Annotated in this window: 15 protein-coding genes and 1 tRNA gene; 8 read left to right on the top strand and 8 right to left on the bottom strand. The window is 72.2% G+C overall.

Annotated elements, in window-relative coordinates; all coding sequences use genetic code 11:
• Positions 1-122 precede the first annotated feature (122 nt).
• Positions 123-1,961: an endonuclease/exonuclease/phosphatase family protein gene (locus FFT09_RS06525; protein WP_208544395.1), complete on the top strand. Its 1,839-nt coding sequence runs from the start codon at positions 123-125 to the stop codon at positions 1,959-1,961.
• A 223-nt stretch (positions 1,962-2,184) separates the two neighbouring features.
• Here the strand turns inward: FFT09_RS06525 and FFT09_RS06520 are convergent, their stop codons facing one another.
• Genes FFT09_RS06520 through FFT09_RS06505 form a run of 4 tightly spaced genes read right to left on the bottom strand, consistent with a single transcriptional unit; the run spans position 2,185 to position 5,841 of the window.
• Complete coding sequence (locus FFT09_RS06520) at positions 2,185-2,553, bottom strand: hypothetical protein (protein ID WP_024875516.1); 369 nt, start codon at positions 2,551-2,553, stop codon at positions 2,185-2,187.
• A complete protein-coding gene (locus FFT09_RS06515) occupies positions 2,546-5,308 on the bottom strand; it encodes an FtsK/SpoIIIE domain-containing protein (RefSeq protein WP_138382588.1) in 2,763 nt (920 codons plus the stop codon). Before FFT09_RS06515 ends, FFT09_RS06520 begins: the two co-directional genes overlap by 8 nt.
• A 10-nt stretch (positions 5,309-5,318) precedes the next feature.
• Complete coding sequence (locus FFT09_RS06510) at positions 5,319-5,564, bottom strand: hypothetical protein (RefSeq protein WP_081191954.1); 246 nt, start codon at positions 5,562-5,564, stop codon at positions 5,319-5,321.
• 16 nt (positions 5,565-5,580) lie between these two features.
• Entirely contained in the window at positions 5,581-5,841 is a 261-nt protein-coding gene (locus tag FFT09_RS06505; RefSeq protein WP_024875513.1) for a hypothetical protein, read from the bottom strand.
• A gap of 330 nt (positions 5,842-6,171) precedes the next feature.
• Here FFT09_RS06505 and FFT09_RS06500 point away from each other — a divergent pair, with 330 nt between their 5' ends.
• Genes FFT09_RS06500 through FFT09_RS06490 form a run of 3 tightly spaced genes read left to right on the top strand, consistent with a single transcriptional unit; the run spans position 6,172 to position 8,983 of the window.
• Positions 6,172-6,453 carry a metal-sensitive transcriptional regulator gene (locus FFT09_RS06500; protein WP_024875512.1) on the top strand — a complete coding sequence of 94 codons (282 nt, stop codon included), beginning with the start codon at positions 6,172-6,174 and terminating at the stop codon, positions 6,451-6,453.
• A gap of 49 nt (positions 6,454-6,502) precedes the next feature.
• Complete coding sequence (locus FFT09_RS06495; RefSeq protein WP_024875511.1) at positions 6,503-6,709, top strand: heavy-metal-associated domain-containing protein; 207 nt, start codon at positions 6,503-6,505, stop codon at positions 6,707-6,709.
• Positions 6,710-6,721: 12 nt separating this feature from the next.
• A complete protein-coding gene (locus FFT09_RS06490; protein WP_138382140.1) occupies positions 6,722-8,983 on the top strand; it encodes a heavy metal translocating P-type ATPase in 2,262 nt (753 codons plus the stop codon).
• Positions 8,984-8,999: 16 nt separating this feature from the next.
• Here the strand turns inward: FFT09_RS06490 and FFT09_RS06485 are convergent, their stop codons facing one another.
• Positions 9,000-9,620 carry a maleylpyruvate isomerase family mycothiol-dependent enzyme gene (locus FFT09_RS06485; RefSeq protein ID WP_138382139.1) on the bottom strand — a complete coding sequence of 207 codons (621 nt, stop codon included), beginning with the start codon at positions 9,618-9,620 and terminating at the stop codon, positions 9,000-9,002.
• Between the two features lie 95 nt (positions 9,621-9,715).
• Positions 9,716-9,801, bottom strand: a tRNA-Ser gene (locus tag FFT09_RS06480).
• Positions 9,802-9,876: 75 nt separating this feature from the next.
• Between FFT09_RS06480 and FFT09_RS06475 the strand changes: the two genes are divergently transcribed.
• Positions 9,877-11,730, top strand: coding sequence for a transketolase (locus FFT09_RS06475; RefSeq protein WP_138382138.1), 1,854 nt, complete (start codon positions 9,877-9,879; stop codon positions 11,728-11,730).
• Positions 11,731-11,769: 39 nt separating this feature from the next.
• Here the strand turns inward: FFT09_RS06475 and FFT09_RS06470 are convergent, their stop codons facing one another.
• Both FFT09_RS06470 and FFT09_RS06465 read right to left on the bottom strand, forming a co-directional pair.
• Positions 11,770-12,297, bottom strand: a complete 528-nt coding sequence (locus tag FFT09_RS06470; RefSeq protein WP_081191946.1) for a hypothetical protein — start codon at positions 12,295-12,297, stop codon at positions 11,770-11,772.
• 27 nt (positions 12,298-12,324) lie between these two features.
• Positions 12,325-13,233, bottom strand: a complete 909-nt coding sequence (locus tag FFT09_RS06465; RefSeq protein ID WP_138382137.1) for a serine hydrolase — start codon at positions 13,231-13,233, stop codon at positions 12,325-12,327.
• 128 nt (positions 13,234-13,361) lie between these two features.
• Between FFT09_RS06465 and FFT09_RS06460 the strand changes: the two genes are divergently transcribed.
• The 3 genes from FFT09_RS06460 to FFT09_RS06450 are packed head-to-tail and all read left to right on the top strand — an operon-like array spanning position 13,362 to position 16,351.
• Positions 13,362-13,976, top strand: a complete 615-nt coding sequence (locus FFT09_RS06460; protein WP_244231260.1) for an RNA polymerase sigma factor — start codon at positions 13,362-13,364, stop codon at positions 13,974-13,976.
• A complete protein-coding gene (locus FFT09_RS06455) occupies positions 13,973-15,175 on the top strand; it encodes a hypothetical protein (protein ID WP_138382136.1) in 1,203 nt (400 codons plus the stop codon). The genes FFT09_RS06460 and FFT09_RS06455 overlap by 4 nt, the downstream gene beginning before the upstream one ends.
• Before the next feature lie 54 nt (positions 15,176-15,229).
• A complete protein-coding gene (locus FFT09_RS06450; protein ID WP_138382135.1) occupies positions 15,230-16,351 on the top strand; it encodes a 5-methyltetrahydropteroyltriglutamate--homocysteine S-methyltransferase in 1,122 nt (373 codons plus the stop codon).
• Positions 16,352-16,365: the final 14 nt, after the last annotated feature.

The raw sequence follows: 16,365 nt of genomic DNA, 5'->3' as shown, positions 1-16,365 counted from the left end.
CAGCGTTTGTTACACCTAGGCGTAACAAACGCTGCAGAGCGATGTAATATCCGCTGCTCGACCGTCGTCAGACGATCGGTGGCTTCTCTTCGTTCGCCTGGGTGGGCCAGTATGCCCCGGTGATGTCTTCCCAACGCAGAGCGACGATGGCCGGTGGCGCGGCACTGGTGGCGGCACTCGGTGTGGTCGTGACTCCGGGGGCGGTCGCCGAAGGGGCTCCGGCGCCGACCGCGACCCGCATCCACGACGTCCAGGGCACCACGCGGCTGTCGCCGCTGGAGGGCGACCGCGTGACGGTTCCCGGCGTGGTCACCGCCACGCGCACGTTCGGGGCGAGCCGGGGGTTCTGGATCCAGGACGCGCACGGCGACGGGGACCCGCGCACCAGCGAGGGGTTGTTCGTGTTCACCGGCGACCGGACTCCGAGCGTCGCACCGGGCGACGTGTTCGCGGCGACCGGGACCGTCGCCGAGTACTACCCGGGTGATCCCGCCACGACCGCCGCGCAGTCCACGACGGAACTCGTCGACGCCGAGTGGACGGTCACCGCACGGGGCGCGGACGTTCCAGAGGCACTTCCCGTCGGCCCGGACACGGTGCCCGAGCGGCTCAGCGCGCGGCCCGGCGGCAGCATCGAGGGGCTCACGCTGCGCCCGGACACCTACGCGCTCGACTTCTGGGAGGCGCACGAGGGTGAGCTGGTCTCCGTGGTCGACTCCAGGCTCGTCAGTCGCAGCACCGACTACAACGAGCTGTACGTGACGACGAAGCCCGAACAGAATCCCAGCGAGCGTGGCGGCACGGTCTACTCGGGCTACGACCGGCCGAACACGGGCGTTCTCAAGATCGAGTCATTGATCCCGTTCTCCGAGCGCCCGTTCCCCGAGGCCGACACGGGCGACACGCTCGCGGGTGTCACGTCGGGGCCGGTGGCCTACGACTCCTACGGCGGGTACACGCTCATGGCGAACACGCTCGGCGAGGTCAAGCGAGGCGGCCTGGAACGCGAGGTCACGCGGCCCCAGCGCCCCGGTGAGCTGTCCGTGGCGACCTACAACGTCGAGAACCTGTCCGCCGTGGACGGCGGGGAGAAGTTCGCCGAGCTGGCCGAGGGCGTGGTAACGAACCTGCGGTCCCCGGACATCCTCACGCTGGAGGAGATCCAGGACGACAACGGGCCCGAGGGCATCGGTGACGGTGTCGTGTCGGCCGACGAGACGCTGCGGCGCTTCACCGACGCGATCGTGGAGGCCGACGGCCCGCGTTACGAGTGGCGGCAGATCGATCCGGTGGAGGGCGCCGACGGCGGGCAGCCCGGCGGCAACATCCGGGTCGGGTTCCTGTTCGACCCGGAGCGCGTGTCGTTCGTCGACCGCGAGGGCGGCGACGCCACGACGCCGGTGCGGGCGCGGCGCGCGCCGGGCGGCGCGCGGCTGTCGGTCTCGCCCGGCCGCATCGAGCCCGCCGACCCGGCGTGGCACGAGAGCCGCAAGCCCCTGGCAGGCGAGTTCGTGTTCCGGGGCAGGACGGTGTTCGTGGTGGCCAACCACTTCGCCTCGAAGGGCGGTGACCAGCCCACGCACGGCCGCTTCCAGCCGCCCGAGCGCACGACCGAGCCGCAGCGCGTGCGTCAGGCCGAGGTGGTGCGGGACTTCGTTGGCGAGCTGCTGGCGGTGGACCGGCGCGCGAACGTCGTCGTGGCGGGCGATCTCAACGACTTCCCGTTCTCGCCGACGCTGGCGACGCTGACCGAGGGCGGCGCGCTGGGGTCCCTGGTGGACACACTGCCTCCGGACGAGCGCTACAGCTACGTGTTCGAGGGCAACTCGCAGGTGCTCGACCACATTCTCGTGTCGGCGGCGCCGCATCGCGTGGACTACGACGTCGTCCACGTCAACGCCGAGTTCGCCGACCAGGCCAGCGACCACGATCCGCAGATCGTGCGGTTTTTGCCCCGGTAGCGACACCCCGGCGGGCGCGCCCTCAGAGCCCCTAACACATTGGTCTGTTCGGCTCGCTGCGGCCAGGCGGCGCCTCGCTGCGTTGGAGGATCGCCCACGTACTTCCAGTACGCGGACGCCCCTCCGCCTTGCGAGCCTGGGCCCCCGCCGGGGACGCTCGCGACCCCGGTAGGGGACCGCCTGGCCGCCGCTCCCTGATCGAACGCCAATGTGTTAGAGGCTCTCAGCGGCGTGCCCGCCAGCCCAGGTCGTTGATGGCGTTGGTCAGTTCCCGGTAGGTGATCCGGATGTCCTCGGCGTAGCGGTCGGCCCACTCTCCCCGTGCGGAGGTGACGACGGCGGGCTGCTGCCCCGGTTCCAGCCACGGCAGGCGGTCGACGTTGTCGCACGCCATCCGCCACCAGCGATGCGCCCGTTCCTGTGCGGCCGTCTCCTGCTCGGCCAGCGCGTCGAGCCGCGCCTGTGCTTCGGCGATGCGGGACTCCAGCTCGGCGGCCCGCCTGCGTTCCCACTCGCGGAGCTCGTCGGCGGCCCTGCGGGCCAGTCCCATGATCTCCTTGTACCGCACGGCCGCGGTGGGCTCGTCAGGCATCGGCGGCCTCCGGTGGGTGGAACGGGATGGTGACCTCGGGGCTCGCGTGCGTGCTCCGGTCGAAGAACAGCGCGCGCCCCGGCCGGGGCGACCAGTGGACCACCTGGCCCGCGCAGAACGGGGCGAGTTCGTTGCCCTGCACGTCCAACGCCACCCAGGCGCCGATGTCCTCGGTGCCGCCGAAGCCCAGCGTGTCCTTGAGCCGCGCGACACCGCGCCACCAGCCCAGCACGTGGAGACCGCGTACCGGGCCCTGTTTGAGCACGGCCCGCAGGTGGTCGAGCCCGCTGGCGCGGGCGGGTTCCTTCTTCTCGAGCGCGGGCAGGGCCGCGTCCACCCCGTAGAGCAGCACGAACGTCGCCGTGGTCGAGCCAGGCAGGCGGTCGGCCAAGTCGGCCACCAGCGCGGGGATCTCGTCGCCGGTCGCGGTCGTCACCTTGTGCCCTGCCGTGGCCAGCCGCTCCGACAGCGCGCGGACCTCGGGCAGGCACGACTCCACGGCGCAGCCGAGGACGAACTCCACGGCACCGGCCTCACACTGCAGGGCCAGCGAGCGCGCCGCCGCGTCGAGTACGGACAGCGCCTCCGGCCGGTTGGTCCCCAGCACCGCGAGGTTGCGGCCCGGGGCGGCCGACAGCTCCACGCTGTGCGCGTTGTCGGCGACCTCGATCGCCTGGCCGACCAGCGCCCGCGGCCGGTCGGGCTCGGGGCCGAGGGAGGCGAACGCGGTGGAGCGGTCGAGTCGGGGCGCGACGGCGCCGTCGAACAGCCGGGGGTGACCGTGGTTGGCGTAGCGCTGCCACAGCTCGCGCTGCAACGAGGGGAACGTGTCTCTGCCGCTGGCGTCCGGGATGTGCGCGAGCTGGTTGCCGTGCGCTACCCCGGACTCGTGGTTCACGACGGCGTGCCAGCGGGGCGCCGCGACGGCGGCCTGGTTGGCCTCGGCCAGCACCCGCCTCGCCTTCGGCATCGCCACGCGCAACGTGCACTGCTCGAACACGGCCGGTTTGCCCCAGAACGCCTCGATGCCCGCGATGTCCTGGCTGGCGAGGACGAGATGGATGCCCTGCGAACGGCCCCGGCGGGCCAGATCCTCCAGCAGCGCGGTCGCCATGGCCGTCACCGAGTCGCGCTCGGCGAACAGGTACTGGAACTCGTCGATCACGGCGACGATGCGGGGCCAGTGCCCGTGCGGGTCCTGCTCGCGCAGCTCCGCGATGTTGGTGACCTCGAACTCCTTGGCCACGGCCGAGCGGCGCCGCATCTCGTCGGAGAGGAACCGCAGCAGCGCCAGTCCGAACTCGCGGTCGGTGTTGACGTTGACGCCCACGAGCCGGGCGTGCGGCAGCCAGCTCTCGTCCTTCTTGCCGGGCGCGAGCCCCGCGAACGACACCCCTTCCTTGAAGTCCAGCAGGTACAGCGCGAGCTCGTCGGGGGTGTAACGGGCCGCGAGGCTGCCGAGCAGCGCGTAGAGCAGGTTCGTCTTGCCCGAACCACTCGGCCCGCCGATGAGGGCGTGCGGCGTGGCGTCGCCGATCACGATCTCCACCGGCTCGCCCTCGTGGAAGCCGATCGGGGCGCGCAGCTCCCGCGCCGAGTGTTCTCGCCCGAACTCCGTCGGCAGCAGGTCGTGGAACGAGCGGGGTCCGCCCTGCCGGGTCACGATGGCCTCGGCCAGGCGGGCCGCCGCTCCGGCGACCTGGCCCGCGGGCAGTGGCGGGTCGAGGTCCACCACGACCTCCGACCCGGTCATCGACGTGACCGCGCGGCGGTCGTCGAGCAGGCTGATGGTCTCCACCGAGCCGCCGAGCACGGTGGGGACGTCGACGAGGATCAGCGAGATCCCCGCCGCGAGCGCGCCGCTGGCGACCCGGCGCAGGTCGCGCAGGTGTTCGGGGGCCAGGTCCTCGCCGTTGCCGTACAGCACGGCCACGCGCCACGGCTCGCCGCGCTTGCCGGTGGCCGCCCGCATGGCGCGCAGCGAGGGGTGACCGGACTGCAGCGTGTGCGAGTGGATGCGGCGGATGTGCCCGGCGAGTTCGTCGAGCAGGTCCACCAGGCGCGTCGGGTCGTGGACGGTCACGGCGCTGGTGCGGCTCAGGGCGTAGAAGTTGGGCAGTACCGCCGTGAGCTGGCCGACGTCCCACAGGTGCACCTTCACCGCGCCGGGGGCGAACGTGCTGAGCACCCGCATGAGCAGGGCCTCCACCAGCGCGTCCACCGTCGGCCTGCTCCGGGGCACCGACGTGATCGACAGGTGCGACTCCTCCAGCAGCGGCACCGCCACGTCGAAGGTCAGTGTGGTGCCCGCCGGTTTGCCGACGCTGGTGCCGTCCACCGTGGCCGAGCCGATCCGCCACAGCTCCGGAGGATCGCCGGCGTCGAGCGCGCCGAGCCGGCCCAGCCACTCCCCGGCGGGACGCCCCGCCGGACCGGGCGCTGCCGACGCCACGAGTTGCCGCAACCGCTGCGGGCCGTCGGCCCAGTCGGCGTAGAAGCGGCTGCGCACGCTGTCCAGCCACGCCAGCACGGCCTGCATACCGGGATCGGCGCGGTACTCGGCCACGCGGGAATCGTCGGCGGCGCGCTCCAGCCCCACCGACACCACGAGCTGTTCCAGCCGCAGCCGCAGCAGCTCGTCCTCGGCGGCCTGGTGGGCGTTGCGTGCGGCGCCGAGGGTGAGCCCGATCTGCTGGCGCAGCGCGTCCAGCGCGTTCGTCACGCGGGTGCGCTGCTGCGCGGCCTTGCGTCCCATCGGCACGCTGTCACAACCTCGACTGGTAGCTGGTGAGCAGGTCGCGCACGGTGTCGAGGCGCGCCTGGTTGGCGTCGAGCTGCTCTACGGCCCTGCCCAGTTCGGCAGGTAGCCACGGCTGCGCCTGCGCCTGCGCGTCGACGACCACCCTGCGGTAATCGTCGAGCAGCCGCCGTGCCTCGGCGTTGTGCGCGCCCGTGTCCGCGACGGCGTCGAGCACGCCGCTCAGCAGGTGTCGCAACTGCTCCAGTGACATCGTCGCGGTCGCGCCGTCACAGCCGGGCCGAGTAGCTCTCGGCGGAGGAGATGCACGCCATGATGGTGCTCTGGGTGCCGGTCACCGCCTGGAGGGCCTCGGCGAGCAGGCCGTGGGCCTGGTTGACCTCCTCCTGCGTGCTCCCGGTCGTGGCCTGGGCGAGCGACTGCTGCGCTTCCTCGAGTGACTGGGCGGCCTGCTGGAGGGCGGCGATGCTCGCGGAAGCCTTCTCGTTCGCGAGGGCGATCCCCGCGCGAATCTCTTCCACACCGGGCATGGGGCGAGCTCCTTGCAGACGTCGGGTGCTGTCGCGCGCTACCAACTTAGCGTGACTGATCGACGTCGCACAGCAGGTAGGTGGGGTAACGGCCCTGCGCTGTCCGTCGCAGTCCGCGCCCTCCGGGAGAGATACACGTAGGGGGTATGGGTCCGTGAGTCACGGTTCCGGTGCGGAGGGCTGCTCAACTCGGGTTACTCGATCGTGCGCACCAGCTTGACAATGCTCTACCCCCCTAGGGTATAAAAGCCGGGTCGGGCGTCACCGACGCTGCTTCGGGGATACGGGTACGGGGTAGCGTGGGAGGCACCGACGAGAAGAGGAGCGGACATGCGGGGATACACGGGTGACAAGGAGGCGTACCTCAAGCGGTTGCGCCGGGTCGAGGGACAGATCCGAGGGCTTCAGCGGATGGTCGAGAACGACGAGTACTGCATCGACGTGCTCACGCAGATCTCGGCGGCCACGAAGGCCCTGCAGGCGGTGTCCCTCGGGCTGATGGACGAACACCTGCGGCACTGCGTCGCCGAGGCGATCGCCGAGGGCGGCGCCGCGGCCGACGAGAAGGTTCGGGAAGCCAGCGACGCCATCGCCCGCCTGGTGCGCTCCTGATCACGAGCACCATCCCTGCCGAGAAACACCCGACGAGAGGACGAGCGAGATGGCCGAGCAGACCTACACCGTGACCGGCATGACCTGCGAGCACTGCGTGCGTTCGGTGACCGAGGAGGTCGGCGAGCTGGCCGGAGTCACGAGTGTGGCCGTCGACCTCCCCACGGGCGCGGTCACCGTCACCAGTGAGCGGGCGCTCACCGACGACGAGGTCCGTGGCGCCGTCACCGAGGCCGGCTACACCCTGACCGCCTGACCAGGGGACGCGATGACATCCGAGGCAACTCTCGCCCAGCGCGACATCGAGCTCTCGATCGGCGGGATGACCTGCGCCTCCTGCGCCAACCGCGTCGAGCGCAAGCTCAACAAGCTCGACGGCGTCACGGCCACCGTCAACTACGCGACGGAGAAGGCCCGGGTCAGCTTCCCCGGTGAGCTGGACCCCGCGCGGCTGGTCACCACCGTGGAGGACGCGGGCTACTCGGCGGAGCTGCCCCGCGAGGACGACGAGGCGGAACCCGAATCCGAGCCCGACGACGAGGCCACGCGGTCGCTGCGGCAACGGCTGGTCGGCGCGGCCGTGCTGTCCGTGCCGGTGATCCTGCTGGCGATGGTTCCGGCACTCCAGTTCGACTACTGGCAGTGGATTTCGCTCACCCTGGCCGCGCCGGTCGTGACCTGGGCGGCGTGGCCGTTCCACCGCGCGGCGTGGACCAATCTGCGGCACGGGGCGGCCACGATGGACACGCTGGTGTCGATGGGCACGCTGGCGGCCTTCGCGTGGTCGCTCTACGCGCTGCTGTTCGGCAGCGCGGGGATGCCGGGAATGACCCACCCGTTCGAGCTGACCATCGAGCGGGTGAGCGGCGACGCCAACATCTACCTGGAGGTCGCGGCGGGGGTGACGACGTTCATCCTCGCGGGCCGCTACTTCGAGGCGCGGTCGAAGCGGCGTGCGGGTGCCGCCCTGCGCGCGCTGCTTGAGCTCGGGGTGAAGGACGTCGCCGTGCTGCGGGACGGCCGGGAACGGCGCATCGCCCTGGCCGAGCTGGCGGTCGGTGACCGCTTCGTCGTCCGGCCCGGCGAGAAGGTCGCCACGGACGGCGTGGTGGAGGAGGGCAGCTCGGCGGTCGACGCCAGCATGCTCACCGGCGAATCCGTGCCGGTCGAGGTGCGGCCCGGCGACACCGTGGTGGGCGCCACGGTCAACTCCGGCGGGCGCCTGCTGGTGCGGGCGACGCGGGTGGGGGCGGACACCCAGCTCGCGCAGATGGCGAAGCTCGTCGAGGACGCCCAGTCGGGTAAGGCGGCCGTGCAGCGGCTCGCCGACCGCGTCTCCGGTGTCTTCGTGCCGATCGTCATCGCGCTCGCGCTGGGCACGCTCGTGTTCTGGCTCGGCACGGGCGCGGCGACCTCGGCCGCGTTCACCGCCGCCGTCGCGGTGCTGATCATTGCGTGCCCGTGCGCGCTGGGGCTGGCCACGCCGACCGCACTGCTGGTCGGCACGGGACGCGGAGCGCAGCTCGGCATCCTCATCAAGGGGCCCGAGGTCCTGGAGTCCACACGCCGGGTCGACACGGTCGTGCTCGACAAGACGGGCACCGTGACCACCGGCCGGATGGCTCTGTCGGGTATCCACGTCGCCGAGGGCGAGGACGCCGACGAGGTGCTGCGCCTGGCCGGTGCGGTGGAGAACGCCTCGGAGCACCCCATCGCGCAGGCGATCGCCGCCGGCGCCGCCGAGCGGGTCGGGGACCTCGACACCCCGGAGAGCTTCGACAACGTCGAGGGACTCGGGGTGCAGGGTGTCGTGGCGGGGCGGGCCGTGCTGGTCGGCCGCACGGCGTTGCTGGCGGACTGGGGTCAGCACCTGCCGCCCGAGCTGGCCGAGGCCAAGGCCGAGGCCGAACGGCACGGCGGGACCGCGGTCGCGGTCGGCTGGGACGGCAGGGCCAGGGGCGTGCTCGTGGTGGCCGACACCGTGAAGCCGACCTCGCCCGAGGCGGTCACCCGGCTGCGGGAACTCGGCCTGACGCCCGTGCTGCTGACCGGCGACAACGAGGCCGTCGCAAAATCGGTCGCGGCCGAGGTCGGTATCGAGCGGGTCATCGCCGAGGTGCTGCCGCAGGACAAGGTCGACGTCGTGCAGCGGCTGCAGAACGACGGCGCCGTCGTCGCGATGGTCGGGGACGGCGTCAACGACGCCGCCGCGCTGGCACAGGCCGACCTCGGGCTGGCGATGGGCACGGGCACCGACGTGGCGATCGAGGCGGGCGATCTGACCCTGGTGCGGGGTGACCTGCGGGTCGCCGCCGACGCCATCCGGTTGTCCCGGCGCACGCTCGCCACCATCAAGGGCAACCTGTTCTGGGCCTTCGCCTACAACGTGGCGGCGCTGCCGCTGGCGGCAGCCGGGCTGCTCAACCCGATGATCGCGGGAGCGGCGATGGCGTTCAGCTCCGTGTTCGTGGTGAGCAACAGCCTGCGGCTCAAGCGCTTCCGTGGCGCGGTGACGGAAGAGGCGCGGTGAGGAGAAGGCGTGGTGGTCAGCCGAGCCTGCGCCGGAGGATCTCCGCGCCGGGGCCGGTCAGTTCCCGCGCGACTCCCGCACGGCCGGTCAGCGCCATCAGGACCGCCTCGCCGGGGCCCCGGGCTTCGGGGCCCCGGCCGTAGGACCAGCCGAGGTCGGTCGCGACCAGCCGCACTCCCCGCGCGTGCCAGAAGCCGCGCAGCGGCGGGCCGACGACCGCGAACGGCAGCGCGTACCGCAGCCGCTGCACCGGGACGGTGCGGGGCAGGTTGAGTGGCCTGCGGATGTCCTGGTGGTGGATCAGGGCGTCCACGAGGGCGATCCGGCCGCCGAACCCGCGGGTGCCGCCCCGCGGATCGAGGTGGGCGCGCAGGAACGCGACGAGTTCGGCCGGGCCGAGGTGGGCGTACTCGGCCAGCCCGACCTGGTTGATCTCACCGAACCGGAAGCGCGCCTTCGCCAGGCGGTTGAGAAGGTCGCGGGATGTGTGTTCCTCGTAGCTGATCATGTGGGCCACGACCTCGCGGACCGTCCACCGTGAACACAGCGTCGGCGCCTCCCACTGGTGTGGCTCCAACTGCTCAAGGAAGTCCGCCAGCTCGCGGCGTTCCCGCCGTGCCTCGGCCAGCACGCTCATCCGCGCCTCCTCGCGTCGGGTCCACGAAAGATACGCCGCGCCCCTGACAGCGAAACGCCGGACACCCGTGTTGCGGGTGCCCGGCGTCGCGTGAGCGGAGGATACGGGATTCGAACCCGTGAGGGCTGTTAACCCAACACGATTTCCAATCGTGCGCCTTAGGCCGCTCGGCCAATCCTCCGCCGAGAAGGCTACCAGGCGCACCGCCGCTCCCCGCGCCCGGTTAGGGCCTCTCCGAAGGCGGGTATTCAGGGGCATGCCGCACTCGCCGGTCACCGCGTCGGACCACGATCTGCTCACCGCTCTGGGCAGGCAGCTTCGGGTGGACGCGATCCTCGCCGCCGACGCCGCGTCCTCCGGACACCCGACGTCGTCGCTGTCTGCGGCGGATCTGATGGCGGTGCTGCTGGCCCGGCACCTGCGTTACGACTTCGAGGCGTCCCAGAACCCCGCGAACGATCACCTGATCTTCTCGAAGGGGCACGCGTCCCCGCTGCTGTACGCGATGTACGTCGCGGCAGGCGCGATCTCGCCGGAGGAACTGCGGTGGTACCGCTCGTCGGGCAGCCGCCTCCAGGGCCATCCGACGCCCGCGCTGCCGTGGGTGGACGTGGCCACCGGCTCGCTCGGGCAGGGGCTGGGTATCGGTGCGGGCATCGCCTGGTCGGGGCTGCGGCTGGACAAGCGCGACTTCCGGGTGTGGGTGCTGTGCGGCGACGGCGAGCTGGCCGAGGGCTCGGTGTGGGAGGCGGTCGAGTTCGCCGCGCACGAACGGTTGCGCAACCTCACCGCCGTGATCGACGTGAACCGCCTCGGGCAGCGCGGTCCCACGCGCCACGGCTGGGACACCGGCGCCTACGCGCGCAGGCTGGGCGCGTTCGGCTGGCACACGATCGAGGTGGACGGCCACGACACCGACGCGATCGACGCCGCGTACACCGAGGCCGCCGCCCACACCGGCGGGCCCACCGCCGTGCTCGCCCGCACCCGCAAGGGCAGCGGGGTGCGCGCGGTGGAGGACGCCGAGGGCGCCCACGGCAAGCCGCTTCCCGACGCCGCCGAGGCGGTGGCCGAACTGGGTGGCCGCCGCGCCATCCGGGTCCAGGTGGAGGCACCCGAGTACGAGCAGCCCTCCCGGCCCGATCTGCGGTCGCTGGCCATCCCGGTCTACGAGCGTGGCGATCAGGTCGCCCCGCGCACCGCGTTCGGGCAGGCGCTGGCGGCACTGGGACACGCGCGCTCCGATCTCGTGGTGCTCGACGCCGAGGTCGCCGACTCCACCCGCACCGGCTACTTCGAGGCCGAGCATCCCGAGCGCTTCGTCGAGTGCCACATCGCGGAGCAGCAGCTCACGGCCACTGCAGTCGGCCTGGCGGTGCGGGGTTGGCTGCCGTTCGCGGCGACGTTCGCGGCGTTCTGGAGTCGTGCGTACGACTTCGTCCGGATGGCCTCCATCAGTGGCGTCGACCTGTGTCTCGCGGGTTCGCACGCCGGGGTCTCCATCGGCGAGGACGGGCCGTCGCAGATGGGCCTGGAAGACCTGGCCCTGTTCCGCGCGCTGTGGCGCAGCACCGTGCTCTACCCGTGTGACGCGAACCAGACGGCGCACCTGGTCGCCGCCATGACGGAGCACTCCGGCATCCGGTACCTGCGCACGACCCGTGGGGAGATGCCGGTGCTGTACGGGCCGGAGGAGACGTTCCCCGTGGGCGGCAGCAAGGTGCTGCGCTCGTCCGCGACGGACGAGGTCACGATCGTGGCAGCCGGTATCACGGTGCCCGAGGCGTTGCGCGCGGCCGACGTGCTCGCCGACTCCGGTGTCAACGCCAGGGTGATCGACCTGTACTCGGTCAAGCCGTGTGACGCGGCCACGCTGCGGCGGGCGGCGGCCGACACCGGGCGGGTCGTCACTGTGGAGGACCACTGGCCTCAGGGCGGGCTGGGCGACGCCGTGCTGGACGCGCTCACGGGCGCGCTCGCGATGCCGTCGGTGCTCAAGCTCGGCGTGCTCGCACTGCCGGGTTCCGCCACGCCGGCCGAGCAGCTCCGGCACGCCGGTATCGACGCCGACTCGGTGGTGGAGGCGGCCCGGGAACTGCTGTCCGGCTGAGCCCGTGCGGGCCTGGCCAGGGTGCCGCGAAGGCCACCCTCACTGCACCAGACGCAGCAAAGGTGGCCTTCGCTGCGTCCTGCGACGGCACCGGCGCGAGGACCGGCCGTGCTCGGTCAGACGGTAGGTGGCCGCCGTGACGAGGCCGTAGGCAGCGTGCGGTAGCACGTCGCTGACCCAGTCGGACGCGCTCCACGTGCGCGGGTCGGTCACTCCCAGGACCGTCATGGGCGCACTGGACCCGACCATCGCGGCCACCGTCGCCACCGCGGCGCCCACCAGCATCGGAGGCCGCCAGCCGAGGCCGTGCAGCGCGCCGTATCCCACGCCCACCGTGGTCCCGGTGACCATGCCGAGCAGCGCACCGAGCCCGGACTTGCGGCTCTCCTGCTTCTCGGCGTCTCCGGGGATGTGCGTGCCCGCGGCCTCGCTGAGCTTGTCGATCGTCTGCTGCGGCGTGCTGCTCGACGGGCGGCCCCGCAGTGTCATGTCGAGATAGGTGGCGGCGTGCAGGGCGGTGGTCCCCGCGGCTCCCGCGGCGGCGCCGCGCGCGATGGAAGTCAGCATGCCCCCGGATACCCGCGTGCGGGGCGGTCACTCGGGCAGCGCGTTCAGCACCTGGGTGACGACGTCGGTGACGTCGGCGGAGGCGGTCTCCCACCCGACCGTGCTCGGGCTCCTCGTCAGCACCACCACGACGTAGCGGTCGTGGGCGCCGACCACGCCGGTGCTGTGCAGGACGCGGTCGGGCAGGCAGCAGGCCCAGCCCTGCTTCACCGCCCCTGCCTCGCCCGTCGCGTCCGGGATGCCGAAGGACTGGTCGAACCCGTCGGCGCCCAGTGGAGTGACGGCGCGCAGGCCGCCGAGGACGACCTCGCGCACGTCGGCTGGCGCGTCGGTGAGCAGGTACCGGTACACGGCGACGACGTCGTCGGCGGTGGTGAGCGTGTCGCCCCAGCGGTTCGCCTGCGCCGGTGGTGCGGTGCCCGGCAGGTCCAGTCGCTGCGCCCAGGTCGTCACGATCTCGGGGCCGCCGTGGCGCACCCACAGCAGTCCGGCGATGTCGTCGTCGCTGCGCGCGAGCATCGTGTGGATGTCGACGGTCCGCGCGTGGTGTTCGAGCGCTTCGAAGGCGACGAGCAGCTTCACCAGCGACGCCGAGGTGAACTGCCGGTCGGCTCCGTCCCGCAGCACCGTCTCGCCCGCGTGCCGGTCGTGGACCGCCACACCGAGTGCGGTGAAGTCGTGCTCGAGGCCGGCGTCCGGGAATCTCGGCGCGTCGGCGGGTGTGCTTCCCGCGGAACGCGGCGCGGGTGCCGGAGCCGCGGACTCGGATGGGGCGGAGATGGGCGGTGGTCTCTCGGCTTCCGCGTACGCGGTCACGCCGCGGTGCTCCGTAACGCTGTCCGCCGCGGTCACGGCGACCGCGACGACGAGCGCCGACAGCACTGCCGCCAGTCCGGTGAACCACCACCGCAGTGCGCGTGGTTTCGTGCGTGCCATGCCGGGAGTTGGTCGCTTCGGGCTCCGGCGCTGCGACGCCGAGCCGTTGCTGTGACATGAACCACAATACCCGTTCGTGGTGGGGACGCGGGAGGACCGCGCGGTCAAGAACCGGCGTGCATGCTTCGGTGCGGCAACGAATCGAGCGCCTGCGTGCGCGCGACACCGAGGCCGGGGACGACGATCGTCCCGACCTCGCGGGTGGTGATCCGGAAGTGGTCTTCGCCCGGCTGTTCGACGCGCATGCCGGTGCCCTGCGGTCGTATCTCGCGGGGCGGGTGGGGGCGCAGGTCGCCGACGATCTCGTGGCCGAGACATTCCTGCTCGCCCTGCGCAGGCGTGCGGCGTACGACCCCGGGCGGGGGCCGGTACGCGCGTGGCTGTTCGGCATCGCCACCAACCTGGTGCGCTCCCATGTCCGGCAGGAGGTCAGGGCTCTGCGCGCCACGGTGCGGGCCGCGCGGGAGGACCCGGGCGCGGTCCCCGAACGCCCCGATGTCCGCGTGGCCGAACGCATCGACGCCCAGCGCCGCACGCGCAGGCTCGCCACGGCCCTCGCCGGGCTGGCCCGCGCCGACCGCGACATCCTGCTGCTGTCCTCGTGGGCGGACCTCACGCCCACCGAGATCGGCCAGGCACTCGACATGCCCGCGAGCACCGTGCGGTCCCGCCTGCACCGGCTACGCAGCCGATTGCGCGCGGCCGTGCTCGACGCGGAGGCGACTCAGGAAGGTGTGGCATGACCGGCGACGACGAGCTCGGCGGGGTCCGGGGGGACGACCGGAACCCGGACGACCTGCTGCTGGACCGGGCGCTGCGGGAGCTACACCGGGACGCGCGGGACGCGCCCGCCGCACTCGACGAGGTGCGCGTCCGGGTGCTGACCGCCGCCAGGGCCGAGCGCGAGCGCGCGACGACGGCGACCGGCCCCGCCCGGGGGCGCGCCGCGCAGCGATGGCTGCGGCAACGCTGGCTGCCGACGCTGACCGCCGCCGCGGCGGCGGTGGCGGCCGTGGCGGTCCCGCTCGCGGTGACGTCCGGCGGCTCCGGCGTGGCGAATCCGGCCGCGGAGTCGTCGCGGCTCAACGGGGTCACCCGGGCCGATGCCCGTGAGGTCCTGCACCGCGCGGCGAAAGCCGCCGACGGCACCGCCGCGCCCGCGTTCGAGGACCGGCGCTTCCGGATCGTCCAGCGCGACTTCGTCTCGGGACTGATCTCGAACGGTGCGGACGAACTCGTGCGGGGGCAGTGGCGGAGGACCGAGATCGACACGGAGACGGCCGAGCCCGGGCGGTGGCAGGTCTCTCGCCAGCAGGAGAATCCGGTGCCGCTGGGTGCGGAGCATGTGCCGGGGCCGCACAGTGCCCCGGCCGTCGACGATCACCTCTGCTCGGATTCGGACACCGACCGGTGCCTGGACGAGAGCATCGACCCCGCGCGCTACGCCGGGCTGGCCGACGAGCGCGCCGTGCTGGAGAACCTGGCTTCGACGAGCGAGCCGCTGCCCAGCGGACTCGCGTGGCCGAGCGACGTTCCCGAGGCCAGGGCTACGTCGACGACCCGGACGCCCGAGTCCCACGGCCCGGTGGAATCCTCGCCGGACGCGGTGCCGGACCCGCTGTCGACGGCCGTGTCGGTGCTGCGCACCGGCGTGATCTCCGGTGACCTGCGTGCTGCCGTGTACCGGGAGCTGGCCGGGCTTCCGGGCCTGCGGGTCACCGAGCGCGAGGTGACCATGGACGGCCGGACGGGCGTGGCCGTGGGCCTCGACGACGGCCACACGCTGCGGGAGGTCGTCGTCGACCCGGCCACCGGCGATTTCGTGGGAGCCCGCGTAATCGCCACCACCGAGACCGGCCTGCCCGGAGTGGAACCGGGAACGCTGCTGTCGGCCACCAGCGTGTCGGTGACGGCCGCGCCCCCGCAGCGGAGCGGCCCGTGACCGCGCGCGCTCGACATGTTGAAGGCCGTAGCGCGGACGTGTGAAGATCAGGCGATGAGTCAGCGCCCGATGCCACCGTTTCGCGCCGACCACGTCGGCAGCCTGCTGCGCCCGGCCGGACTGCACGAGGCCCGAGCGAGGGCTGCTCGGGGCGAACTCGGCGCGGCCGAACTGAAAGCGGCCGAGGACGAGGCGATCCGCGAGGTCGTCGCGCGTCAGCGCCGCGCAGGACTGCGCAGCGCCACCGACGGCGAGTTCCGGCGCGCGTCCTGGCACATGGACTTCATCTACCAGCTCGACGGCATCTCGCAGAGTGACGAGCGCCTGCACGTCAAGTTCCACAACGCCGCGGGTGATCTGGAGTTCAGCCCGCCCGGGCTCCAGGTGGACGGCAGGGTCGGGCTCGGCACTCCCATCTTCGCCGAGCACTTCGCGTTCCTCGCCTCCGTCGCGGGGGAGGGCGTCACGCCGAAGCTGACCATCCCGTCACCCAGCATGGTGTACTACCGGGGCGGCAGGACGGCGGTGGACGAGCGCGTCTACCCGGATCTGGAGGACTTCTTCACCGACCTGGCCGCCGCCTACGCCGACCAGATCACGGCCATGGGCGAGCTGGGCTGCACGTACCTGCAACTCGACGACACCAGCCTCGCCTACCTCAACGATCCCGCGCAGCGCGAACTGGTGTCCCGCATGGGCGTCGACGCCGACACGCTGCACCTGCGCAACATCCGCACCATGAACGCGGCGCTCGCGGGCAGGCCGGAGGGCATGGCCGTGACCACGCACCTGTGCCGGGGAAACTTCCGGTCGTCCTGGGCCGCGGAGGGCGGGTACGACTTCGTGGCCGAGGCGCTGTTCAACGAACTCGACGTGGACGGGTACTTCCTGGAGTTCGACGACGAGCGTTCCGGCGGGTTCGCTCCGTTGCGGTTCGTGCCGAAGGGCAAGCGGGTCGTGCTGGGACTCGTGACCACCAAGCGGGGCGAGCTGGAGTCGGTGGAGTCGCTGCAACGCCGCATCGAGCAGGCAGCGTCCTACGTGGACATCGACCAGCTGTGCCTCTCGCCGCAGTGCGGTTTCTCCTCGACGGAGGAGGGCAACGACCTCACCCACGACGAACAGTGGCGCAAACTCGAACGCATCGTCGAGACGGCCGAAAAGGTGTGGGGCTGACCCCGCAGCCATCG

The organism is Saccharomonospora piscinae (assembly GCF_005862235.1).
Lineage (GTDB): Bacteria > Actinomycetota > Actinomycetes > Mycobacteriales > Pseudonocardiaceae > Saccharomonospora > Saccharomonospora piscinae.
Note: the sequence above shows the minus strand (reverse complement) of the source record. Positions and strands in the feature narration are given on the sequence as shown.